Genomic DNA, 24,246 nt, shown 5'->3' on the forward strand with positions numbered 1-24,246 from the left:
CCGAAAAATCTGAAGCTTTAGGAAAAACTAATCCTTTTGAGAATATTACTGTAAACAACGCGAACAATTCCTACAATTTAAAAGCGATATAGTTTTTCTATATTGCTTTTTTTGTGCTAGAAAGAGTGTAATAATCACCCTTCAATCAATTGTAATTTAAACCAATGATTTCTGATTTCTTTAAAAAGAATTTTATTCAAAATTGCCTTGTTGTAATTCTAAGGGCGTATTTAAAATTTGCGCTGCAAACAACACGTTGGCAATTTGAAGTCGAATCAGAAGCACAATTATTATTGACATGCCAAGGGGATGAACCTGCTTTGGTTCTTTTTTGGCATGAGTGTTTGGTATTAAGCCCTCGTTTATGGTGGTGGGCATTACCACAAAATCCCTTTTTAAAACTTTATGTATTAATTAGCCGTAATACAGAGGGACGTTTAATAACACAGATTGTAAAACCTTGGGGAATTTTAGCAGTAAAAGGTTCATCCAGTAAAAATGGTCAAGATAAAGGTGGAACCGCAGCTTTTCGTGAGTTGTTAAAGTATATAAAAGCTGGACATTTGGTCGTTATTACCCCCGACGGTCCCAGAGGGCCGAGACATCATTGTCACGAGGGAGCTTTAAAACTGGCATTATATTCTAAAAGGAAAATTGTTCCCGTTGGTGCTTATTGTCATTCTATTCGATTAAACACATGGGACAAATTGATGATTCCTTTGCCATTTGGTAAGGGAAAGATAGTTTGTGGAAAACCTATGAGGGTAACCCGTGAAAATTATGATACAATCGCAACTGAAATTACCAATGCACTTAATGATATGACCAGTAAAGCACAAAAATAATGTCATCTCATCAGCAGTTTTCTACATTTTTATTTACTTGGAAAATGATTGGGGCTGTTTTACCCCCTTTACTCAAACCATATTTACGTCATCGCTGTAAAAAAGAAAAAGAGATAGAGGGACGATTATCTGAACGGATGGGAATGGCATCACTTCCTCGCAAGCCTGGCAGCCTGATCCATTTTCATGCGGCTAGTGTTGGAGAGGTGATTTCTATTTTTCCGATCGTTACTGAGTTATATAAAATCGATCGGCAGCAAAATTTCTTGATTACGACGGGGACGGTTACTTCATTTCACATTGTGCAACAACATTTTTCTAGTGATTCAGAATTATCAGAACATATCCAACATCAGTTTATTCCTTTGGATGTACCAAAATGGGTTGATCGCTTTGTTTCTTATTGGCAGCCATCATTAAGCGTCATTGTCGAGAGCGAGCTTTGGCCTAACCTTATTGATGCTTTTTCTAAACATTCTGTGCCAGTTGCATTAATTAATGCACGTTTATCGGATCGTTCTTTTAAGACATGGTATCGTTTTCAAAAAACAGCATTCTCTTTGTTATCAAAGTTTAAGTGGATTGCTGCGAGGTCTCTTCACGATCAATATAATTTTGAACAATTAGGTGTAAAAGCAGCATATCTGGGTGATATTAAACAAATTGCCCCAGAGCTTTCTTGTGATTTACAAGCGTTAAATTCTCTTCAAGAGTTATTTAAAAATAAACCAACTTGGTTAGCGGCATCTACGCATACTATGGAAGAAATCGTTATTGCTGAGGCGCATAAAGCTCTCAAAAAAACATATCCAGAATTGATTACGATCATTGTGCCACGCCATCCAGAACGTAGCACAGAGGTTATAGAACAGATTGGAAGGTTACCTCGGCGAAGTTTAAAACAACTGCCAGATGAGGGTGGATTATGGTTATGCGATACGTTGGGAGAGTTGGGATTATTTTATCGCTTGTGTGATATTGTCTTTATTGGAAATAGTTTAAACAACACGCCTAAGGGTGGGGGACATAATCCATTTGAACCAGCAAAATTACATTGTGCAATTGCTTCTGGGGATAAAATTTATAATTTTAAAGAGGCTTATCGTTTGTTAGAAGAGGCTGTGACCATTACACCTAATATAGAGGCTTTGGTTGCTTGGGTTGATGAGATGTTATGCAACTCTCAGAAACGCGAAGATTACGCACAAAAAGCCTTACAAATTATGGATCAGCAAAGTCTTCTTGCTTATGATATTGCCTCTCATTTATATTCTTTAAAAGTTTAATGATTATGAAAGCTCCGTCTTTTTGGCAAAAGAACCCTCCGACTTTGATGGCAAGGGCATTAACGCCTTTTTCTTTGATAACTCAATGGATTACAAAACGACGTTTGTCAAAACTACAATGGAAAGCCTCTGTTCCTGTGATTTGTTGTGGGAATTTAACCGTAGGTGGAACAGGAAAAACAACCATTGCTTTGGAGTTAGGAAAATATTTCCAACTAGAGTATAAGATTGCGTTTTTAACACGAGGATATAAACGTAAAAATCGAACAACAGATCCTGTTTTGGTCAATCCAACCTTTCATACGGTAGAAGATGTTGGGGACGAGGCTTTATTACTAGCACAACACGCACCTACATGGGTGGCCGCTAATCGTGCAGAATCAGCACAGGCAGCGATCCAGAATGGTGCTGAATTATTGATTATGGATGATGGATTTCAGAATCCGACTTTGTATCAAGATATGCCATTATTAGTGATCGATGGAGCAACAGGGTTTGGGAATTACAAAGCCTTGCCTGCTGGGCCTTTGCGAGAATCTTTTGATGATGGTTTATCTCGTGCCAAAGCTTGTATTTTGATCGGTGACGATCAAACCAATATTTTAAAAATACTGCCTAAAAACATGTTGGTTTTTCAAAGTTTTTTAGAGATGGATCAATCTATTGAGGAATATTCTGGAAAATCGGTGATTGCTTTTGCAGGGATTGGTCGTCCAGACAAGTTTTTCGATGCATTAATTGATAACCAACTGCATCTTATAGAAAAGAAATCTTTTCCCGATCATCATTTTTATAGTTCTATAGAGTTAGAACAATTACTATTGTTAAAGCATCACTATCAAATCCCTTTGGTTACGACCCCCAAAGACTATGTGCGATTACCCTCTGTATTTCAGAGCCATGTTATTCCTTTGGGGGTTCATTTGAAATGGCAGAATCAGCAGACTTTGCCTGAATTACAGAGGATTTTGGATGCCATGTTTGCCCAGGACGCATAGGGATAAATTGATTAACAGGCAATAAGCGATCTCTTAGAACACCATATAATGTATGAACAGGTTCATAGGCTTCTTCGCTGCTTAATTGAAACGTTCCCCAATGAATGCCAAGTGCTTGCTTTGCTCCACAATCAAGGAAAATCTTAACTGCTTCTTCTGGATCATTATGATGGCCTTTCAAAATCGCTCTGGGGGCATAGGCACCAATATTGATGACCGCGACATCTAAAGCAGGAAAGTGATCTTTAAGTTGTTTAAAAATCTTTTCATCACCATAGCTGGTATCCCCTGTGAAATAGGCATTATAATGAGGAGACGATACAATAAACCCGCCCCATAACGCATCGTTGCGATCATAAATACCCCGTGCAGACCAATGATAGGCTGGCCATAAAGTGATTTTTAATTGGTTATCTAAAAGTTTCTCTTCAAACCAATCCATGGTGTGAATGGTCATTACATTTGAAATATGCTTTTTTAAGACAATATCATTACCTAGAGGTGTAAAGAAAATAGGATCATATTTTTTATAAAGACGACGTAACGTACGAATATCCATATGGTCATAATGATTATGGGTAATCAGCACAGCATCAATAGGGGGGAGGTGTGAAAAAGGAACACCAGGTGGATTGACACGTTTTTTACCAATAAAAAATACAGGACCTATTCGCGGTGACCATACGGGATCGACAAGAATATTATACCCTTCGATTTGTAATAAAATACTGGCATGACCAATCATAGTCACTTTTAACTCTTTTTCTCGTTCTTTGGGATGGGCTTGAACAACATGAGGGGTTAACCCTGTCCAAGCATTGGTTATCATATGAAAATACCATTTAATCCCATCAAAGCTGTTGAGATATTTGATTTTCTCAGCTGTTGTCAGGTTCTGAAAATTATTTCCATTAAAATGGTCAGTGATGGGACCAGTATAGTATTTTTGCTTCATAATATTTCCTCTATAGCCCCTTGCGCTTTTATAATAAACATTCATACAATGTGAACAGGATCACCATTATATATTATATTTGAAATGCCAATTTTTAATCTTAAAAAAATATCATCACTGAGTTATCGATTTTTACAATATTACGAATATATTTTGGCAAAAGGATGTCTTTCTTTGTTGCGTTCTTTATCGCCTGAAAAAGCGTCTAATATCGGGGGTGTTATTTGTCGTTTGATTGGAATGAAATTACCTGTTTCAAAAGTCGCTGATAAAAATCTACAACTGGCAATGCCATATTTAACCTTTATAGAAAGAAAAAAGATCATCGCAGGGGCCTGGGAAAATCTTGGCAGAACGGTTGCAGAATTTCCGCACTTGGCGCGTTTAAAACAGAATACATCCGAAGGCGCAGGGTGGGAAGTTGTGGGTGGTGAGTATTTAACTGAACAATCTGCAAAAACAGGGGCTGTTTTATTTGTCTCTGGCCATATAGGTAATTGGGAAATGTTACCATTAGGGGTGGCAAAATATGGAATGCCTTTTTCTTCTTTTTTTAGAGCAGCTAGCAATCCTTATGTCAATCAGTTAATTTTGAACTTGCGTGATGAGGCGATGGGGCAAAAGATCCCAATGTTTGCCAAAGGTTCAAAAGGCGCTAGGCAAGCGTTAAAGCATTTGCTGCAAGGACATAGGTTGGGCGTATTAAGCGACCAAAAAATGAATGATGGGGTCGAGGTTCAATTTTTTGGTAGACCCGCTATGACCTCTTCTGCGGTGGCGAGTTTGGCGTTGAAATTGCAATGTCCGATTATTCCTGGATATGTGCAGCGTTTGGGACCAGCACGCTTACGTATTATTGTGGAGCCGCCGATTGATTATTCTCAATATGCCGAGAATAATTTGGATAATATTCATCGTCTGACACAAGTGATTAATGATAAAATAGAAAGGTGGGTTAAACAAAATCCAGAGCAATGGTTATGGCTACATAGACGTTGGTCAAAAGAATTATATAGATAATATGTAGGAATTGTTCGCGTTGTTTACAGTAATATTCCATATCACTGTAAACAACGCGAACAATTCCTACACATAATTAAATTTGCGACAAGACCGAATTGTATTTTCGTTGCAGTGATTTCCGGAAGATTAAGACAAAATAATTCAAACGTCATCATCTGATCTTCTCCCTTTTGCTTATTTTTGATCGCTATTGGATGAATCCCGTAAAAACGCTTCTAACGCTGGATCGACCTTGCCAATTTTAACTTGTAAAGCAACATATAAATCACCTGCTTCTTGATTACCCTTGGCTGATAAACCGCGCCCTTTTAAACGTAACACACTGCCTGTATCAGAATGCGCAGGAACATTTAAAGCTACTTCACCCTTGGGTGTCGGGACTGTTATTTTTCCACCTAATATGGCTGTTTTCAAATCCATAGACCACGTCAGACGAATATTTCTGCCTTCACGTTTGAAATGTGGATGTGCACGTACGTGAATGGTAATTAACGCATCCCCAGCAGGGGCGTTATTAAACCCAAGGTCTCCCTTGCCTCGCAACCTTAAAACTTGTCCGTCTTCTATGCCGGAAGGAATAGTAACATTCAACTCCCCGCCGCCAGGTAGCGTAATGCGTGATTTTTTACCATTTACAGCATCAAGAAAATCAATATCTAAATTATATCGACGATCTTGTCCTTTTTGTGCGCGAAAACCGCCACCGCCTTGTTGAAAATTTCCCCTGCCAGCACCACCAAACATACTAAAAATATCTTGCAAATCTTCTTCAGAAAAATTGCCTTGCGGTCCACCTTGTTGGCTATATCTGAACCCCTGAGCACCATCACCATGGCTTTGATATCGTCCACGACCTCCAGCAAATCCTTGCTCTTGACCATGAATATCAATTTCGCCACGATCAAAACGCGCACGTTTTTCTGGGTCAGACAATAAATCGTGAGCCACGCTTACAAGTTTAAATTGCTCTTCTGCTTTTTTATCCCCAGGATTTAAATCTGGATGATGTTTTTTTGCTAACTTACGATAAGCCTTACGGATATCATCCTGGCTAGCTGTTTTTGCAATTCCTAATATTTGATAAGGATCTGTACTCATGCACTGGTTCCTTTAATTCTTTACTATGTCTTTAAAATCTAATTCATCAGCCAAAGCAATAATTAATGCTTCAAATACATCCGCAGATATCCCCGCAATTGCAGCATCTTTGGCAACTTGTATTAATTTGGCCTTTATGAATTTTTTTGCAAAATGAGGATCTTTGTGAATATCATCGTCCATTATATATTATCTTCCCTAATCATTAAAAGCGTCTTTAGCACATCATAGTATGTTAACATAATTACCAATAATTATTTTATAAATTTACGAACGATATATAAAAATATGGGTCTTGTTGCAAATATTGAATGGTGCTGTGATTAGCCATAAAGCTAGCTAATTTAGACGGGTATATTATTATTTAGACCGAAGATATTTTGAATGAGTTTTATTTGTTCGTTGATTGTCCATTTTCCTTTAAAATCATCCTTAGACCTTAATATAAGCTTGCTATAGATATCAATAGACATAAATCGTTCCTAAAAAAATAATCAATCCATTTCTATATCGTACTAAAATACATAATTAAATTTGCGATAAGACCATTGTTTCCATTTTTATGGTATGGTGAATTGAGTATTAACCATAATAATTTCGAAGCATTAAAAATGAAAATTGGTATTGCAATTACAACCTATAATAGGGCTGAATATTTAATAGAGCAAATTAAACTTATCCGTAAGTTTTCTTTGGGTGATTATGAGTTGATCGTTTGTGACGATGGATCCTCAGATAATACGATTGAACTTTTAGAGAAAGAGGGAGTTTCTTATATATCTTGTGAAAATAAAGGGATTGCTTGGAATAAAAATAGAGGGTTATATTACTTAGCTAATTACACATCTTGTGATGCATTTTTATTGCTTGATGATGATATCTTGCCTTGTATGTATGGGTGGGACGTTGAATGGTGTCAAGGAGCATTGCTTCATGGTCATATGAATTATATTTCTGATTTTGTAAATGCACCCATTGTATTTGGTCGGTGTACAGCACATAACCCCGGGTTATGTGGTCTAGTACAAGGTGCTGCGCTTGCTATAAGTAGAGAGGCATTGCAATTTGTTGGGTACATGGATAATCGCTTTGGTCGTTATGGTCACGAACACACAGAATATACTCATAGATTTGTTAAAGCTGGATTTGGAGGAATTATCCGTAAAGACCAAACGATGCTTTTTGCCATTATGAATAGTGGATTAGAGATGAATCATCTTCCGTCTAGTGGAAGTTTAGAAGAAGCCAAGAAAAATGAACATTTGCTGCGTGAACTAAGTAATGAACCATTATATCGTTTTCCTTGGTTTAATGAACAGCAACGACAAGATTTTTTATCTGAATTCGATGGCGTAGGGTACAAAATCATTATTCCAGAATGGGAAATATTAAAAGATTTTGATAGGGATTTTTATCTAAACACATATCCTGATGTAAGAGCTTCTAATATAGATCCCGTGACTCATTATTTGTTACACGGATGTCGTGAAAATAGGAAGTGCAAACCAGACGAGAATTAAGGGTCTTGTCGTAAATTGATTTTATTAAGTTTAACCTGTTATAGAAATGGGATGAGTATTTTTATTTAGGATTGATTTATGTGTAGGAGTTGTTCGCGTTGTTTACAGTAATATTTCATATCACTGTAAACAACGCGATCAATTTCTACATCTATATCATACTAAAATACATAATTAAATTTGCGACAAGACCTTTTAAACTTGTATTTTAAAAGAGGCTTTGATATTGGTAATAGCACTTCTTAAACGGGTGCATAGCTCAGTTGGTAGAGCAGCTGACTCTTAATCAGCGGGCCCAAGGTTCGAACCCTTGTGCACCCACCATGATACAATAAACAGGGTCGCTATCATTGTATGACACTGTTTCTTTTTTTTCTCATGAACATAAAAGCTGCCTGTAAAATGATCAAAACAAAAGCAGCAATCACGGTTGCAGGACCAATTCCAGCCATTCCCCAGTAACCAATAGAACTATACAGCATAGGCAAAAAGATCAAGACATCTATTCCTCTGGCGCAAATGGCTCCAGTCGTATTGCCTGTGGTGATTAAAATAGGTTCTAAGGACATTCCCCATATCAAAACGAGCTCTGCCCCAGCCAACCAATATAGGAGTGTAAGCGTTTCAGGAGTTGAGTCTTTGTGCAAGAGTAAATGCATAACAGGCACAGCAATATAGGGTAGAATCAAAAAAACAAGAGAAGTAAAAACCCCTGCGAACATTGTGATTTGTAATGCCATTTTATAGAGGTGTGAAGGTTTACTGCTCTGCCAAGAACGTACCATTTCTGGGTATAATGTCGATTGTAATAAGGCGATTGGTTTAGCCATGGCTTCTGCGATTTTATTGGCGATATTATAATATCCAGCAGCAATAGGTCCCAAGGTTCCGCCAATAACGAGTGTTGTAATTTGTTTAAAAGCCAAAGAAAATGTCATATTTAAGTTAGTGTTCCAAGCAAATTTCCATATTCCAGGCAAATTTTTGGTTGGCCCTTGGTTAATCCCTTTTAAGAATCCTTTTAATAAACCATGTAGGTGTAGTTGATATAATGCAAAAGTAAGAAAAGAGATGAAATTAAGGATAGCTGCCAACATCCATATTCCCACGGCATCAACCAATTCTCCGCCTATATAAATTAAAACAAACATTCCTAAGACGCGAGTAAAATTTGCAACGGTGCCTTGTATCGCAATGAGATCATATCGATTGAGCAGTCTTAAAATTCCATTAGAGGTGGCGCTGGTGGTGAAAATAACGCTGAAACTATAAAAAATCCCAAGATAATGCCATTCAGCAGGCCACCCTAAGTAACTCCCGAAATAAACAGCACATAAAAAACCAATAATAAGCGCAAAGATCCCACTGCAAATATCCAGGAAAAAAGCAAATCTTAATACCCTTTGTAACAAAGGGATGTCGTTGTTCGTATAGGGTTTAAAGCCATAGTGCAATACTGTTTGCCAAGACTGAAACTCAGCCAAATCACCTATGGTTTGGGAAAAAGAATGGATTAAAATAAGAAAACCATAGCCTTTATCCCCCAACAGATGAATGGTTAAAGAAATTTGTAATAGACCAAGAGGGACATTAACGGCTTTACCACCTAGTAATTTTAGAAGATTGCGTCCCGAACGCCTTAAACTGCCTCTATTAGAGGGGGAGGTCGTTGTATGAGACACTATTTAACCCCAGATTGTTGATGATTATAATCATTATGAGTCTTCTTGTACAGGCAGTTATCGCAAATGTGATTAGGTTGACCAATGCTGTTTAGATAAAACAAGGTGAATAATGTTCACAATGAGGGATATTCATTGATTGTTAATCCACGCCAGTGATTCTGTTTTTTTTCTAAAACAGTTAAAGACAGATTAACAATAGAAAGCGATAATGCAGAATCTAAAGGAGTTTTTAAACTATGAGCGATGGCCGCTCGTATTGCGCCTCCATGAGAGATAATGATCACATCTTGCCCTTGATGTGATGTGGCAAGTTGTTCTAGTCTTTTGCCAACGCGTTTTATTACATCATACATTGTTTCGCCATTGGGGGGCATTTCTTTGGCGCAAAAAGGCCAAAAAGGATGGGGCGAGTATTGAAAATAGTGATCGGCGGTTCCGTGGGCTTTTCCTTGCCAATCGCCTAGGTTTTGTTCTAGGAAAGAATCGTCTGTTTGAATAGGGCATTGTCCATAACCAGCCTTTTGGATCAGTTTGGCAGTGTCTCGTGTTCGAGAAAGCGACGTTGTAAACCAAGATGTTGATTGGGGCAGCCTGTTCGCTAAATGCTGATAAATACGATGTTGTTGTTTTATATGATCTGGGCATAATGAGACATCCATAGTACCATACAGATATTCTCTGTCTTTTTGATTAACAATAGCATGGCGGATAAACCAAAAACGTGTTGTGTTTTGTAATAAAGCAGGATTATCCAAAAATTGATACGTATTTTTTGTCATTTTTTTTGATGAAGTCCCAGAATAGATGAAAATGTGTCATTTAATTTATGATATCTTATTATTATGGAAAGTAAATTACTTGATATTATACATAGACAAGGCTAAAAAAGAACAAAGTTTTAACTTTAAAGTTTTTTAAAGGTGTATTTTAGTTATGCAAATCCTTGTTACGGGCGGTTGTGGTTTTATTGGTTCTGCTGTAGTTCGTCATTTGATTAAAAATACAAAACATTCAGTAGTCAATGTTGATGTATTAACATATTCAGCTTCTCCTGAAACCGTTGCTGAAATTGAACAAGATGATCGATACCATTTTTGTCAGGTCAATATTACCGATGCCGTAGCATTAACAAAAGTTTTTGAAACGTTCAAGCCAGATGCCGTGATGCATTTAGCAGCAGAATCTCATGTGGATCGTTCGATTGATGGTCCAGGGGTATTTGTTGAAACAAACGTCGTTGGTACGTATACTTTGTTAAATGTGGCATATGAATATTGGAAAAATTTATCCGAAGATCACAAAAAGAATTTCCGTTTTCATCATATTTCAACTGACGAGGTTTTTGGTCACCTTGAACTCAATGACCCACCATTTACAGAAACAACACCTTATGACCCCCGTAGCCCTTATTCTGCATCAAAAGCAGCATCGGATCATTTAGTACGTGCTTGGTTCCATACTTATGGGTTCCCTACTTTTGTAACCAATACGACGAATAATTATGGTATTTGGCATTTCCCAGAAAAATTAGTCCCTTTAATTATTATCAATGCTTTGGAAGGCAAAGAGTTACCCGTTTATGGTAAAGGGGATAATATTCGCGATTGGTTATTTGTTGAAGATCACGCCGAAGCATTGGTAAAAGCAGTTGAAATTGGGTTGCCCGGTGAGACTTACGCTATTGGCGCAAAACAACCGCGCACTAATTTAGACGTTGTTAAAACAATTTGTTCTATTTTGGACGAGTTGAGACCTGATCCACAGGGAAAATATGAACGATTAATTAAATTTGTTGGTGATCGTCCTGGGCATGATTTCCGTTATGAAATTGATCCATCACATGCTGAAAAATCTTTGGATTGGAAAGCAAAACATAATTTTGAAACAGGGATTCGTAAAACCGTCCAATGGTATTTGGATAATCAAGCTTGGTGGCAAGCTATTCGTGATAAACGCTATAGCGGTCAACGTCTTGGGATGAAATGAGGAAATGAAGATGCAGGAAAAACCAATGAAAGGGATTGTTCTTGCGGGTGGATCAGGAACCCGTTTACACCCATTGACGTTGGCAACAAGTAAACAATTACTCCCTGTTTACGATAAACCTATGATTTACTATCCTTTATCTACGTTAATGTTGGCAGGTATTCAGGATATTATGATTATTTCGACCCCGCAAGATATCCCTCAGTTTAAAAGATTGTTAGGTGATGGGTCGGATTGGGGCGTTAATTTTGAATATTGTGTACAACCTAAACCAGAGGGATTAACACAGGCTTTTGTGCTTGGTAAAGATTGGTTGGATGGTGCTCCTTGTGCGTTAGTTCTGGGCGATAATTTAATTTTTGCAGATCATTTAAGTGTTTTGTTACAGCAAGCGGCACAACGCCAGAGTGGTGCAACAGTATTTGCATATCAAGTGCGTGACCCAGAACGTTATGGTGTTGTTTCTTTTGATGAAGAAGGAAAAGCACAACAAATTATTGAAAAACCAATCGACCCACCATCAAATTGGGCTGTAACGGGGTTATATTTCTACGATTCTAAAGTGACTGAATATGCCAAAGAGGTCAAACTTTCTCCTCGTGGTGAGTATGAGATTACTGATCTGAATAAAATGTATCTTGATAATCAGGAATTACGTGTTGAACGTTTAGGGCGTGGTTGTGCATGGTTGGATGCGGGAATGCCCGATAGCTTGATGCAAGCAGGTACTTTTGTACAGACCATTCAATCCCGTCAAGGAATGTTAGTTGGATCACCAGAAGAAGTGGCTTTTCGTCGAGGCTTTATTGATGCCGATCAATTGCGTGTATTAGCAAAAAGAGTGCATAAAACTGAATTAGGTCGTATGCTATTTGAATTGGCAAATGATGTTCATCACAAAGACAGTAAACAATTATAAAGAGATAGACGCATGAAAATAGAATTTTTAGCTATTCCTGAGGTTGCTCTTATTACGCCTCCTCGTTTTCAAGATAATCGTGGTTTCTTTTCTGAAACGTATAATGCGGAACGTTTAAAAGAGGCAGGTATTCATTTACCTTTTGTACAAGATAATCAAAGTCTTTCTACCCAAAGAGGCGTGGTGCGCGGGTTACATTGTCAATTGCAACCGCATGCACAAGGAAAGTTGGTTCGTTGTACGCAAGGCTCAATTTGGGATGTGGCGATTGATGCACGTACGGGGTCTCCTACCTATGGTCAATGGGTTGGTGCAGAGCTTTCTGCAGATAATTGGTCACAATTATGGATTCCTCCTGGGTTTTTGCACGGGTTTTGTACATTAACCGATAATGTAATGGTGCAATATAAATGTACAGGTTTATATGACAAAGCCAGTGAACGCGCCGTGCGTTGGGATTGTAAAGACCTTGCGATCGATTGGCCAATTAAGTCAGAAGAAGCAATTTTGTCTGATAAAGATGCACAAAATCCAGGTTTTGCCGAAGCTAAAGGTTGGTTTTCATATTCAAAATAGGGGAATATAATGACAATTCTTGTCATCGGTGGAAAAAATGGACAATTGGCAGAATCATTTAAACTGTTAAATGATGATCGTTTAGTATTTGTCGGTCGTCCAGAATTTGATTTCACACAACCAGATACATTAAAGATAGTTTTTCAAGGCGATCAAAAACCTAAATTAATTGTTAATACTGCAGCTTGGACAGCGGTTGATGCTGCTGAAACCAATCAAGAAGATGCTTATTTGGTCAATCGTGATGGACCCGCACAATTAGCAAAATTATGTGCCGTTTATGATGTGCCGTTAATTCATGTTTCAACAGATTATGTTTTTTCTGGTGACAAAGGGTCTCCTTATACAGAAACAGATCCTGTTTCCCCTGAAACCGTTTATGGGGCAAGTAAAGCAGAGGGTGAGCAAGCTATTTTGGCAGCACAACCTAATAGTGTGATTTTAAGAACCGCATGGGTTTACTCTGCGCATAATAAAAACTTTGTTTTGACCATGATTAATGCTGGGGCAAAAAATCCTGCACTAAAAGTTGTTGGTGATCAACATGGTAATCCAACTTGTTCTGATGATTTAGCATGGGCGATTATTCAAATTGCTGATCGTTATTTAAAAGAAGGTTGGAACTCTGAATGGAATGGTATTTATCATGCTGTTGGTACTGGGGATGCGACTTGGTATGAATTGGCTGTAGAGGCGCTGCAACAAGCGGCTTTATACGGTCAAAAAATGCCAGAAATATCCGCAATTAAAACAGAAGATTGGCCAACACCTGCAAAACGTCCACAAGATTCTCGTTTAAATACAGATAAACTATATCAAGTATTTAACGTGCGTTTACCTAAATGGCAGGATAGCGTTGCAAAAGTTGTGCAAACAGTTTTTAACGCTTAATTTTTTCTAATATATAATAGATATAAAAAGCTCTGATTATTTCAGAGCTTTTTTATTGGATTGTAATCCATTTTATGAATGATAACCATCATTTTGGAGATGATATACGCTATTTGGATTTTTCTCTTTTTCAAGTTCTGATTTGTTTCTTTCGGAGAGTTTTGCAACTATATCAAAATTCTCAACAAAATTCCTAATTTATAGAGAAGTTATTGAAAGATTATTTATACGATATGTAACTGTTGTAACTCGGTAATCATATGTTCAGGAGGTTCAGCAATTGTTGAGAGGTGAGGGGAAAAAGGTAAAGAAATCTCGCGACTAAAGAGATGTAAATAACGTTCTTTATTACTCTTCGGATTATAAACAGAATCCCCAATAATAGGATGTCCCAAAATTGCACAATGTGCTCTGGCTTGATGTGTGCGTCCCGTTAAAAGCTGTAACTCGAGGCAACTTATGTTTCCATTTGATCCTAATAATTTCCATTTTGTCACCGCAGCTTGTCCTTTGGGATTGGCCTGCATTGACCATTTTTTATCTTTGGTGATTTTTAAAAGGGGCATATCAATTTGCCCATTATTTTCTCGAGGTTTCCCTTGCACAATTGCCCAATAGATTTTAGTAACTTGCTTGGTTTCAAAACAATGTTGTGCAGAGATTAAAGCTTGCTTTCGTAAAGCAATAACAAGGCATCCTGCAGTATCCTGATCCAATCTGTGAACCAACCACGGACCGTCTTGACGTTTGGATAGAATAGGGAAGAAATCTTCTACAGATTTTTGGTTGGAATGCTTGTTATTATACACAGGCATTCCAGCAGGTTTGTTAATAATGATAAAATGATTATTTTGAAATAAAATAGGAAAGGGCAGCACAATATTGGGTCTTATTCGTTAGGAAGTTTATTGATTAAAATCTCTCTTTTTCCTACATGATTTGCAGGACTGACAATGCGTTCTTTTTCCATTTGTTCGATAATCTTTGCAGCACGATTATAACCAATAGATAAATGACGTTGGATGAAAGAGGTAGAGGCTTTTCCTTCTTTTGCGACCAGAGCAATGGCTTGGTTATAAAGTTCATCATCATTATTTCCAGACCGTCCAGTATTATTATTTTCTTCGACAGGTTCAGCCGTCACATCTTCAACATAAATGGGTTCACCTTGCTGACGAAGGTGATGCACTACTTTGTCCACTTCATCATCTGAAACAAAAGGACCATGTACACGTTGAATGCGTCCGCCAGCCTGCATGAATAGCATATCCCCTTGACCTAGTAATTGCTCTGCACCTTGCTCACCCAGAATGGTTCTACTGTCAAATTTACTAATGACTTGAAAGGAAATACGTGTCGGGAAGTTGGCTTTAATTGTCCCTGTAATCACATCAACAGAAGGGCGCTGGGTGGCCATAATCACATGAATACCAGCAGCACGTGCCATTTGAGCCAGACGTTGAACGGCTGCTTCGATATCTTTACCAGCGACCATCATAAGATCAGCCATTTCATCAATCACAACAACAATATATGGGAAATGTTCCAAGGGAATTTGTTGTTCTTCAAAAGTAGGTCTTCCTGTTTCAGCATCGAAACCCGTTTGTACGCGGCGTGTCATGACTTTGCTTTGGTTACGTGCATTGGTGATACGTTGATTATATCCGTCAATATTACGCACACCAAGTTGAGACATCAAACGATAACGACGTTCCATTTCTCTGACTGCCCATTTCAGAGCAGATAATGCTTTGTGAGGGTCGGTAACAACTGGGGTCAAAAGATGTGGAATGCCTTCATAAACCGATAATTCAAGCATTTTAGGGTCAATTAAAATTAATCGACATTCATCAGGGGATAAACGATACAGCAAGGATAAAATCATAGAATTTACCCCAACAGATTTCCCTGATCCTGTTGTTCCTGCAATCAAAAGATGCGGCATTTTGGCAAGGTTGGTATAAATGGGCTCACCAAAAATATTTTTACCCAAAGCAAGACAAAGTTTTGCTGTATGTCTGTGCCATGTTTCTGTTGTGAGCATTTCAGAGAAATAAACCATTTCCCTGCTGCTATTTGGTACTTCAATACCAATGATATTACGCCCAGGAACTGTTGCAATACGTACAGAGATGACTGATAAAGAGCGTGCAATATCATCTGATAATCCGATCACTCTGGCTGAACGAATACCAGGAGCAGGTTCAAGTTCGTATAATGTTACAACTGGACCGCATAAGATTTCGCCAATGGTTCCTTTGACGCCATAATCATCCAAGATCGTTTCCAACATACGCGCATTTGCTTGTAAAATTTGCTCGCTAGGTCTGTTGTTATTTCCTGCGGGATTTTCCCGTAATAAAGACACTGGAGGGAAAGACCATGAATTTTCACTCGCGTAAGGGTCTTGCTGTTTATAAGGGTCAGCAGCTTGCAGAGTTTCTTTGATGGGCGCGATATGTTCGTTTACGATATGTTCTTTAATTGGGGTCAGGCGTTCTTTGATCGGTTTATTGAAAAGTGAAAAAATATCTTTTACCTTGGGAGGGCTAACCGTTTCGCTTTCTTCATATACAGAGCTTTCTTCTTGATAGGTATTACTATTCGTTTCAATAGGTGGTGAAGCAGCAGTTATTTGTGCTGGAGCAGAAGAATAAGGAGCGTGTTTAATATTCTTTTCTTGAGCATCTTGAGGGTTAAAAATCGGGGTATTATCAGGTGCCATTTCGCTTGCTACTTGCTTTTTAGGTGCAGGAGCAGAGTAGGGCGTATGCGTTGTTGCTCTTATTGATTCTTGGTAAGAAGGTGGGGTATAATCTTGTTCGAAAACAGTATTTGGATCGGATTTAAAAGGGGTTTTATCATAGGAACGAACAGGGGCTGAATAGACACTATTGGTATATTGATCTGTTTCAGTCGCGGCTTTCTTCCTTTTGAAAATTAAATAAGCAATAATGCTAAAAATACGTTTAAAAAAGCGAAGAATTCGTTGCCATTCTTGCTTGGATAATCCCATTGATAAAGGAATGAGTAATGCACACAAGATCAATCCTAATGACCAAATTAAGATCTTACCAGACAGTCCCAACGCATCAAAAGCAGCAGTAAAAGAGGTTTGAGCAATCACGAACCCCACAGAGCCACCAATGCCCGATTCACTGGGCCATTCAGGCGAATAATTATTGGAAACAAAAAGTGGAATAGCAGCAATAACCGCAGCACAGACAGGCAAAGCAAAGAACATCGTAATAATACGTAGGATAAATCCCTGTAAATGTTGATGCTTAATAATACGCCATCCCCATGCCATAAAAACAATAACGGGAAAAAAACTGGCGATTCCAACCCATTGGATTAACATATCAGATAAATACGCCCCAATATATCCCAGTAAATTGGTAGGGGATTGCGTTGATGATGTGTTAAAAGAAGGATCAGCAGGATTATAACTAATCAATGCGACGATCAATAGTAAAGCAAATACCCAAAGAATCCAGCCACTAAGCTGCACTACTCTTTTTCCAAATGCAGACTGTAATTCAGAAGAAATAATTTTTTCTGTTTTGTTATGACCGACCACAATGATTATCCGTTTGTTTGTATGATGGTAAAAAAGATTCTTTTAAGAATAGAGCTTCACTCTACCATATTGTTATATTTCCAGAATTTCAAATATGCGGCTCCTACTTTTCGTTCATTGACCAATGTTAATGACTGATCCATTAGTAATGTTTCATCAATAGCTGTTTCGGTAATAATGAATGCATCTTTTGATATACATTGATTTCTTTGTAAATGTTCGAACGTAATAGGGATGAGTTGTTGATGATAAGGCGGATCAAAGAAAACCAGATTACATAAACAATTGCTGAGTGTAGAGGTTAAAACATCTTTATATAGGATACTTTGTGCGTTTGCACGGCAAAGTTGAATGTTTTTTTCCAAAACCTGTCGTGTTTGCATGTTTTTTTCGAAAAAATAGGCTTTTTGTGCGCCTCGAGACAGTGCTTCGAGACCCAACGCACCCGTGCCAGCAAAAGCATCCAGAATAATTGCATTTTCTATAAAGGCGTTTCCTGCCCACGGCGCATGTAACAAGATATCGAACAAAGTTTGTCTTGCACGATCTGATGTTGGGCGTGTTTCTTTGCCCGTTGGGGTATATAATGTGGTGCCTTTATAGCGTCCTGCAATAATACGCATAATGATTTACTTTTTTTTGGATTCTGTGGGGTTCCAACCAAGTTGTTCTTTGATGACTTTTAAGGTGACCTCATCCAATCCGCTTTTGGGTAAAGTTCCAAGTTGAAATGGTCCATAGGAAATGCGGATTAATCGATTAACTTGCAAGTTAATATGTTGCATTACCCGTCTAATTTCGCGATTACGCCCTTCTTGTAAGGAAACGGTTAACCATGTGTTATTCCCTTTTTGAGAATCAATTTTAACATCGATGGGGGCATAATGAACGCCTTCAACCGTTATGCCTTTTTTAAGTCTATTAAAATCGTCTGGATTAATGGTGCCAAAAACACGAACGCGATAGCGTCTGGTCCATTGGCTGCTGGGCATTTCCAGTTTTCTAGCCAAAGCACCATCATTGGTTAATAATAACAACCCTTCACTATTTAAATCCAGACGACCGACACTGACCACACGCGGCATTGTTTCGGGAAGAGCTTCAAAAACGGTTTTACGCCCTTCAGGATCTTTGTGTGTGGTGATTAAGCCTACGGGTTTATGATAGCGCCATAAACGGGTGCGATCTGGTGGGGAAATTACTTGCCCATCCACTCGGATAATATCGTTTTCTTGTACAAAAGTTGCTGGTTGAGTGACAGGCTCATTATTTAACGAGACTTTACCCGCTTCGATCATGGTTTCTGCTTCACGGCGAGAGGCAACGCCTGCTCTTGCCAACCATTTGGCGATACGCTCTCCTTTAACAGCAGTTGGAGCATCAGAATTATTATTTTTGTTGTGCATAGAGTTTCGCCTTGGCAATTAACGCAGAGAAAATTTTACGATCAGGATATTCTATTCCAAATTCGGGGTGCCATTGTACACCAACAAAGAAATCTCGTGAAGGATCTTCAATTGCTTCGATAAGATTATCCTCGGCAACTGCAGAAACAATACCTCGCCCAGTAGATTTAATACCTTGATGATGAGAGGAGTTAACAGCCCATTGCGGTCTTTGGCTTAAAGTTGATAAAATGGTATTGGGTTGAATGATAACGCTATGGCTGCCTTGGTGAGGGGGTAAGTCTTGTTCATGAGGCAAAGCATCAGGAAGATCGTCAGGAAGGTGTTGATAAAGTTCACCGCCTAAAAAAACAGCCATTAATTGTGCGCCACCGCATATTCCTAATATAGGGATATTTCTTTCCCATGCGGCTTTTAAAAGTGTCAGTTCAAACGCAGTGCGTGCTTCGTTTAATTTAACGTTTGGGTGTATTTCTGTGTTGTTATATAAAGAGGGATGAATATCAAAATCTCCACCGCTAATTATCAGTCCATCAATTTGATTTAAAAGAACATCAATATTTTTAGGATTGAGTGGTGGAAGCCCGATAGGAATTCCTCCTGCTTCAATAGTTATTGTTGTATAATTTTTACGCAAAGCAAGCCAAGGATAGGCAGAATATCCATTGGATGAACCATTTAAAGCGTCAAGGGTAATGCCGATAATGGGTGGGGATTGGTTTGTCATTAATAGAATGATCTATCTTATAGAGAATGTGGATGAATATTATTCTTGTTTAAAAAGAAGTGTTCTGTTTGTCAAAGTCTCTTTATACATTATAAAAAAATAAATTTAGTTTTGAATGTAATATAGATAGTTGATTACATTGATTGATAGGGATGTCAGGTTGCAAAAAAAAGAATATTCTTTTTGGAAAATGGATGTCGCGTTGCATTTGGCACAATGTGCATTTGATGCGAATGAGGTTCCTGTTGGGGCATTAATTATATCACCAGAACGACATATTGTCGCCCAAGCCTTTAATCAAGTAGAACGCTTAAACAATCCTACAGCACATGCAGAAATATTGGCATTAGAACAAGCCTGTAAACGGCTGAATCAAAAACGGTTGGTTGGATATACATTAGTGGTTAATCTGGAACCTTGCCCTATGTGTGCAGCGGCAGCGATGCATTATCGAATAGATCGTATTGTTTTTGGTGCATATGATTCCAAAGGTGGGGGGACAGAGCATGGGGCTTGTATTTTTTCCCATCGGCAGTCTTTGCATCGTCCAGAAATTATTGGTGGCGTCAGAGAACAAGAAAGTCAAAAATTATTAAAAAAATTCTTTCAAAAAAGAAGAATAACTTCTTGTCAATTTTTGCCATAATTACCAATCATAATATGTCTTAACTATTCAAGATGATGGATTTTAAAATTAGGTGTTCAATGATTAATCTTTTAAATAAAGACAAAATGGTTAAAGTATTCTCTCAACTTATCCCTTATATACGTCAAGGGGTGATGGTCTCTCTATTGATGGGAAGTTCCATATCGTTGGTTGGAATTCCTTCAGTTTATGCCGCTGAAGGATCAAATTTATTGAATGAACATAGTGGGGCGATAAAACCCGTTACTTCTGCACAAAACCTGCCTAATTTTGTGAGCTTGGTAAAACAAGTCAAACCAGCGGTGGTGTCTATTACGACTAAAATGACCGTTGGTGGTGACGATCAAATGATGAGCGGATTTCCTGACAATGGAAATTTCCCTGGCGGTGGTGGTTTTTCATCCCCATTTCCTTTTCCAATGTTTCCTCAGCAAATGCCTAAACAGGTGGTAGAAGCTCGTGGATCTGGATTTATTATTTCCCCTGATGGCTATGTGGTGACCAATAATCATGTCGTCAAAGGGGCAAAGAAAATCACTGTTTCCCTTGAGAATGGGGCTAAATATCAAGCTAAGGTAATAGGGCTGGATCCAAAAACAGATTTAGCATTGTTAAAAATCCAGTCCGACAAGCCATTCCCATTTATTCAATTAGGGGATTCTAATGGGGTAGAACCCGGGGAATGGGTTGTGGCTGTTGGCGATCCATATGGTTTGGGTGGAACGGTAACGGCTGGTATTGTTTCAGCACGTGGGCGTGATATTGGTGACAGCCCGTATGATTCATTTATTCAAATTGATGCCCCAATTAATCGTGGGAATTCTGGAGGTCCATTATTCTCTCAAAATGGTAAAGTTATTGGTGTAAATACAGCTATTTTATCTCCATCAGGGGGGTCTATTGGGATTGGTTTTGCCATTCCATCAAATACAGTAAAAACGATTATCACCCAACTTGAAAAAACTGGTCATGTAACCAGAGGCTATATTGGGGTTGCGGCGCAATCTGTGACTTCTTCTATGGTCAAAGCATTAAAATTGCCTGAACCTGAACATGGTATTGCCCCTCAAGGGGCTTTGATTGCTTCGATTTCTCCCGACAGTCCTGCTGAAAAAGGAGGGTTGAATGTGGGGGATGTTGTACTTACATTAGATGGAAAACCGGTTCAAAATCCTCGTGAATTGGCAGTTCGAGTTGCTGGTATTACTCCGGGAACGGTTGCTAAATTTGTTGTTTTGCGTGATGGTGTTAAAAAAGAGCTTTCTATCAAAGTTGCGAATTTAAATGATGGTAAAGAAGACGATAAGCAAGAGGTTAAAAAGCCAAGTAATATTGGGGTGGCATTGTCCCCTTTAACGCCTGATGTCAGACAGCAAATTGGGGTTGATGAAACGGTCAAGGGAGTGGTGATTAGTGCAATCAAAAGTGGTTCGCCCGCAGATCGTGCAGGTTTACAACCTGGTGATGTGATTGTTTCAGTGGATAATCATCCCGTCAATAATCCTAATGCTGCGACGGATGCAATTACAAATGTTCTGAAAAAAGATTCAAATGTTTTATTAAGAATATTGAGAGGAAACCAATCTTTATTTGTTTCCATTAGTATAAGTGATACTGAATAGATCAATATTGTGAATTAAGAACTTTAAAAGTCAGAGGTTTTTTCCTCTGGCTTTTTTATTTATTTGGTAAGATCAAAAGAATTTGACAGCTTTATAAAGCTGAATTAAAAGCTAATTCGAAATATATAGGAGATGATATCCTCCTTATAAACTGCCGCTTTTTTTGCGGATGATGATATCTACGTCAAGCCGGTTTTGTACGGAACGCGTAGATCTGTACCTATCTGGCAATGTTATTTGTATAAAAGGATAGAATATGTTTAATTCCATTTTGATGATTAGTAGTGGTGGTGCTTTAGGGTGTTTGCTGCGTTGGTGGCTTGGGTTGTCTTTGAACGCTTTGTTTCCGTACATGCCATTGGGCACATTTGTTGCTAATTGTATTGCTGGATATTTAATTGGTGTGGCGATGGCAATATTTTTACTCATCCCTTCATTAGAGCCTTGGTGGTTATTTATTGTCACTGGTTTTTTAGGGGGGCTATCTACGTTCTCAACCTTTTCTTTGGAAGTTGCAATGGCTTTACAAGAAGGACGTTTTTTTTGGGCAGGAACCGAGATTGTGACCCACGTTGTCTGTTCTGTTGTGTTAACGATACTGGGAATGGTAACGGTTAATTCGTTGCGATAACAATTCATATCTTTTAAAAATAAATTTAAGATTTTAATTGTAGGAATTGTTCGGGTTTTTTACAGATTTTGTTTAAAATAACCATCTAAGAGCCTGACTGATAATTAATTTGAGTGATTTCAGTATATTTATGATTCTCTGTTGTTAGCACAACGACGGAGGCTCAAATGACTTGGACCAAAATCACTCGCAAGCAATTCCTACACTTTATAGATAATTACAGCCTCATTCAATATTTGCGATAAACCCCTTCTTCATTCATGTTTAATGTTCTTTGATTTTTTCTAAAAATCATGCACATCATCAAGGTCGCTAAAGCGAGTAAATTCACCTTCGAAGAAGAGGTCAACTTTCCCCGTGGGACCATGACGTTGCTTTTCTAAGATTAACTCGGCTTTATTATGAACTTTATTCATATCAGCTTGCCATTTTTCCAAAGCAATTTGGTATTTATCTTCGCTTTCAAAAGCAATGGGTTTCGGCATACGTTGTTGTAGGTAGTATTCATCACGATAAACGAACATCACAGCATCTGCATCTTGTTCAATAGAGCCGGATTCACGAAGATCAGATAGCTGAGGACGTTTATCTTCTCTATTTTCAACTTGTCGAGAAAGCTGGGATAAAGCAATGACAGGAATTTCAAATTCTTTGGCTAGGGCTTTTAATCCTTGGGTAATTTGAGAAATTTCTAATACGCGGCTTTCTAGGCGATTGCCAACCGATGGGCGCATGAGTTGAAGATAATCTACAACAATTAAATTTAATCCTCTGGTTCTGGCTAGTCTACGGCAACGTGTTCGCATGACAGATAGGCTGATTGCTGGGGTGTCATCAATATATAAAGGCAGTTGTGAAAGCTCTCGGCTTACTTGAACGAATTTATCGAATTCTTTTTGTCCAATTTCACCACGGCGAATCCGTTCGCTCGATACTCTGGATTCTTCGGATAAAAGACGGGTGGCTAATTGTTCAGAGGACATTTCCAAAGAGAAAATCGCTACTGTGCCAATGGGTTTATTAGAGTTAATTTGTGTTTCAGCATTGCGTAACAGACTTTTTGCAGCATTAAAGGCAATTTTAGTGGCTAATGCTGTTTTTCCCATAGCAGGGCGACCCGCAAGAATAATGAGGTCGGCGGGATGTAATCCACCTGTTCTTTTATCTAGATCCTTTAGACCTGTTGATAAACCAGCAACGCCACTGGAATTTGAAAAAGCATGATTGGCAATATTGATCGCTTCAGTCAAAGCGTTTTCAAAGGAAACAAAACCGCTTTCTTGCCCTTTGTGGGTGGCAAGTTTAAAGAGTTTTTCTTCTCCCAAAGAAATTTGATCTGATCCTGTGATCTCCATATTAGACTCAAAAGCATCATTGACGATATCTTCGCCAATATCAATAAGTTGTCTTCTGATCCAAGCATCATGAATGGTTTTGCCATAGTCTTTGGCATTAATAATACCCACCATCGATTTTAAGAGTTGTCCAAGATACGCAATCCCACCGACCTCATCGAGAATGCCAGCATGTTCAAATTCAGCTTTGAGCGTAACGGCATCGGCAACTTGACCTGCTTCGATACGACGAACAATAGCATCATAGATCTTACCGTTGATAGGATCGGCAAAATGTTCGCTGATTAAAAACTCAGCAACTTTTTCATAGGCTTTATTATTGGTTAATAATGCACCTAGCAAAGATTGCTCGGCTTGAATATTCGCAGGAGGAAGGCGTTGAGAGATACCTAATAATGGAGAAGATGGCTCTGTTTTCGATTCTAAACTAGTCACGTTTTATAATATCACTTTTTAAAATTATTGTCTGTTGTGAATTGTGGGGAAATCTGTGGATA

The 24,246-nt window shown here is 38.4% G+C and carries 24 protein-coding genes, 1 tRNA gene and 1 riboswitch; of the genes, 13 read left to right on the forward strand and 12 right to left on the reverse strand.

All coding sequences use genetic code 11. The features are described from left to right. Nucleotides 1-164 precede the first annotated feature (164 nt). From QJV33_RS05600 to lpxK, 3 genes are read left to right on the forward strand one after another with little or no spacing between them, the layout of a single operon-like run. A complete protein-coding gene (locus tag QJV33_RS05600; RefSeq protein WP_281462391.1) occupies nt 165-845 on the forward strand; it encodes a lysophospholipid acyltransferase family protein in 681 nt (226 codons plus the stop codon). Continuing rightward, nucleotides 845-2,131, forward strand: coding sequence for a 3-deoxy-D-manno-octulosonic acid transferase (locus tag QJV33_RS05605; protein WP_281462392.1), 1,287 nt, complete (start codon nt 845-847; stop codon nt 2,129-2,131). The genes QJV33_RS05600 and QJV33_RS05605 overlap by 1 nt, the downstream gene beginning before the upstream one ends. Nucleotides 2,132-2,136: 5 nt before the next feature. Then, nucleotides 2,137-3,129 carry a tetraacyldisaccharide 4'-kinase gene (gene lpxK, locus QJV33_RS05610; protein ID WP_281462393.1) on the forward strand — a complete coding sequence of 331 codons (993 nt, stop codon included), beginning with the start codon at nt 2,137-2,139 and terminating at the stop codon, nt 3,127-3,129. Here lpxK and QJV33_RS05615 read toward each other — a convergent pair. Further along, a complete protein-coding gene (locus QJV33_RS05615; RefSeq protein WP_281462394.1) occupies nt 3,035-4,084 on the reverse strand; it encodes an MBL fold metallo-hydrolase in 1,050 nt (349 codons plus the stop codon). The genes lpxK and QJV33_RS05615 overlap by 95 nt on opposite strands. 84 nt (nt 4,085-4,168) lie before the next feature. Between QJV33_RS05615 and QJV33_RS05620 the strand changes: the two genes are divergently transcribed. Then, nucleotides 4,169-5,104 carry a lysophospholipid acyltransferase family protein gene (locus QJV33_RS05620; RefSeq protein WP_281462395.1) on the forward strand — a complete coding sequence of 312 codons (936 nt, stop codon included), beginning with the start codon at nt 4,169-4,171 and terminating at the stop codon, nt 5,102-5,104. 177 nt (nt 5,105-5,281) lie between these two features. On the opposite strand, the gene QJV33_RS05625 is transcribed toward QJV33_RS05620, so the two are convergent. The 3 genes from QJV33_RS05625 to QJV33_RS05635 all read right to left on the reverse strand — a co-directional run bounded on the left by QJV33_RS05625 (nt 5,282) and on the right by QJV33_RS05635 (nt 6,678). Further along, nucleotides 5,282-6,205: a J domain-containing protein gene (locus QJV33_RS05625; protein WP_281462396.1), complete on the reverse strand. Its 924-nt coding sequence runs from the start codon at nt 6,203-6,205 to the stop codon at nt 5,282-5,284. Between the two features lie 12 nt (nt 6,206-6,217). Then, nucleotides 6,218-6,388, reverse strand: coding sequence for a hypothetical protein (locus QJV33_RS05630; RefSeq protein WP_281462397.1), 171 nt, complete (start codon nt 6,386-6,388; stop codon nt 6,218-6,220). 161 nt (nt 6,389-6,549) lie between these two features. Beyond that, nucleotides 6,550-6,678: a hypothetical protein gene (locus tag QJV33_RS05635; RefSeq protein WP_281462398.1), complete on the reverse strand. Its 129-nt coding sequence runs from the start codon at nt 6,676-6,678 to the stop codon at nt 6,550-6,552. 102 nt (nt 6,679-6,780) lie between these two features. On the opposite strand from QJV33_RS05635, the gene QJV33_RS05640 reads away from it, so the two are divergent. Then, a complete protein-coding gene (locus QJV33_RS05640; RefSeq protein ID WP_281462399.1) occupies nt 6,781-7,725 on the forward strand; it encodes a glycosyltransferase family 2 protein in 945 nt (314 codons plus the stop codon). Between the two features lie 248 nt (nt 7,726-7,973). Continuing rightward, a tRNA-Lys gene (locus QJV33_RS05645) sits at nt 7,974-8,049 on the forward strand. A 23-nt stretch (nt 8,050-8,072) separates the two neighbouring features. Here QJV33_RS05645 and QJV33_RS05650 read toward each other — a convergent pair. Together QJV33_RS05650 and QJV33_RS05655 are read right to left on the reverse strand one after the other, a co-directional pair. Beyond that, nucleotides 8,073-9,407 carry a lipopolysaccharide biosynthesis protein gene (locus tag QJV33_RS05650; RefSeq protein ID WP_281462400.1) on the reverse strand — a complete coding sequence of 445 codons (1,335 nt, stop codon included), beginning with the start codon at nt 9,405-9,407 and terminating at the stop codon, nt 8,073-8,075. Nucleotides 9,408-9,523: 116 nt separating this feature from the next. Then, a complete protein-coding gene (locus tag QJV33_RS05655; RefSeq protein WP_281462401.1) occupies nt 9,524-10,189 on the reverse strand; it encodes a histidine phosphatase family protein in 666 nt (221 codons plus the stop codon). A 154-nt stretch (nt 10,190-10,343) separates the two neighbouring features. Here QJV33_RS05655 and rfbB point away from each other — a divergent pair, with 154 nt between their 5' ends. From rfbB to rfbD, 4 genes are read left to right on the forward strand one after another with little or no spacing between them, the layout of a single operon-like run. After that, a complete protein-coding gene (rfbB, locus tag QJV33_RS05660; protein WP_281462402.1) occupies nt 10,344-11,396 on the forward strand; it encodes a dTDP-glucose 4,6-dehydratase in 1,053 nt (350 codons plus the stop codon). 10 nt (nt 11,397-11,406) lie between these two features. Beyond that, on the forward strand, nt 11,407-12,315 hold the full coding sequence (rfbA, locus tag QJV33_RS05665; RefSeq protein WP_281462403.1) for a glucose-1-phosphate thymidylyltransferase RfbA: 909 nt from the start codon (nt 11,407-11,409) through the stop codon (nt 12,313-12,315). Between the two features lie 12 nt (nt 12,316-12,327). Next, nucleotides 12,328-12,891, forward strand: coding sequence for a dTDP-4-dehydrorhamnose 3,5-epimerase (gene rfbC / locus QJV33_RS05670; protein ID WP_281462404.1), 564 nt, complete (start codon nt 12,328-12,330; stop codon nt 12,889-12,891). A gap of 9 nt (nt 12,892-12,900) precedes the next feature. Continuing rightward, nucleotides 12,901-13,782, forward strand: coding sequence for a dTDP-4-dehydrorhamnose reductase (gene rfbD, locus QJV33_RS05675; protein ID WP_281462405.1), 882 nt, complete (start codon nt 12,901-12,903; stop codon nt 13,780-13,782). 224 nt (nt 13,783-14,006) lie between these two features. Here rfbD and QJV33_RS05680 read toward each other — a convergent pair whose 3' ends face one another. Genes QJV33_RS05680 through QJV33_RS05700 form a run of 5 tightly spaced genes read right to left on the reverse strand, consistent with a single transcriptional unit; the run spans nt 14,007 to nt 19,495 of the window. Then, nucleotides 14,007-14,660 (reverse strand): RluA family pseudouridine synthase, encoded by a 654-nt coding sequence (locus tag QJV33_RS05680; protein WP_281462406.1) that lies wholly within the window; start codon nt 14,658-14,660, stop codon nt 14,007-14,009. A gap of 11 nt (nt 14,661-14,671) precedes the next feature. Next, a complete protein-coding gene (locus QJV33_RS05685) occupies nt 14,672-17,362 on the reverse strand; it encodes a DNA translocase FtsK 4TM domain-containing protein (RefSeq protein WP_281462407.1) in 2,691 nt (896 codons plus the stop codon). Nucleotides 17,363-17,418: 56 nt separating this feature from the next. After that, nucleotides 17,419-17,985 (reverse strand): 16S rRNA (guanine(966)-N(2))-methyltransferase RsmD, encoded by a 567-nt coding sequence (rsmD, locus tag QJV33_RS05690; protein WP_281462408.1) that lies wholly within the window; start codon nt 17,983-17,985, stop codon nt 17,419-17,421. A gap of 6 nt (nt 17,986-17,991) precedes the next feature. Then, nucleotides 17,992-18,768 carry a pseudouridine synthase gene (locus tag QJV33_RS05695; protein WP_281462409.1) on the reverse strand — a complete coding sequence of 259 codons (777 nt, stop codon included), beginning with the start codon at nt 18,766-18,768 and terminating at the stop codon, nt 17,992-17,994. Continuing rightward, entirely contained in the window at nt 18,752-19,495 is a 744-nt protein-coding gene (locus QJV33_RS05700; RefSeq protein ID WP_281462410.1) for a gamma-glutamyl-gamma-aminobutyrate hydrolase family protein, read from the reverse strand. Before QJV33_RS05700 ends, QJV33_RS05695 begins: the two co-directional genes overlap by 17 nt. A gap of 190 nt (nt 19,496-19,685) precedes the next feature. Between QJV33_RS05700 and QJV33_RS05705 the strand changes: the two genes are divergently transcribed. The 3 genes from QJV33_RS05705 (at nt 19,686) to crcB (ending at nt 22,394) form a co-directional block, all read left to right on the forward strand. Beyond that, nucleotides 19,686-20,141, forward strand: a complete 456-nt coding sequence (locus QJV33_RS05705; protein ID WP_408869668.1) for a nucleoside deaminase — start codon at nt 19,686-19,688, stop codon at nt 20,139-20,141. A gap of 59 nt (nt 20,142-20,200) precedes the next feature. Further along, on the forward strand, nt 20,201-21,763 hold the full coding sequence (locus tag QJV33_RS05710; RefSeq protein WP_281462412.1) for a Do family serine endopeptidase: 1,563 nt from the start codon (nt 20,201-20,203) through the stop codon (nt 21,761-21,763). 119 nt (nt 21,764-21,882) lie between these two features. Continuing rightward, nucleotides 21,883-21,952: riboswitch (Fluoride riboswitch) on the forward strand. A 67-nt stretch (nt 21,953-22,019) separates the two neighbouring features. Further along, entirely contained in the window at nt 22,020-22,394 is a 375-nt protein-coding gene (gene crcB, locus QJV33_RS05715; RefSeq protein WP_281462413.1) for a fluoride efflux transporter CrcB, read from the forward strand. A gap of 284 nt (nt 22,395-22,678) precedes the next feature. Here the strand turns inward: crcB and QJV33_RS05720 are convergent, their stop codons facing one another. Further along, complete coding sequence (locus tag QJV33_RS05720) at nt 22,679-24,184, reverse strand: replicative DNA helicase (RefSeq protein ID WP_281462414.1); 1,506 nt, start codon at nt 24,182-24,184, stop codon at nt 22,679-22,681. Nucleotides 24,185-24,246: the final 62 nt, after the last annotated feature.

Source organism: Commensalibacter nepenthis (genome assembly GCF_029953305.1).
Classification (GTDB): Bacteria; Pseudomonadota; Alphaproteobacteria; order Acetobacterales; family Acetobacteraceae; genus Commensalibacter; species Commensalibacter nepenthis.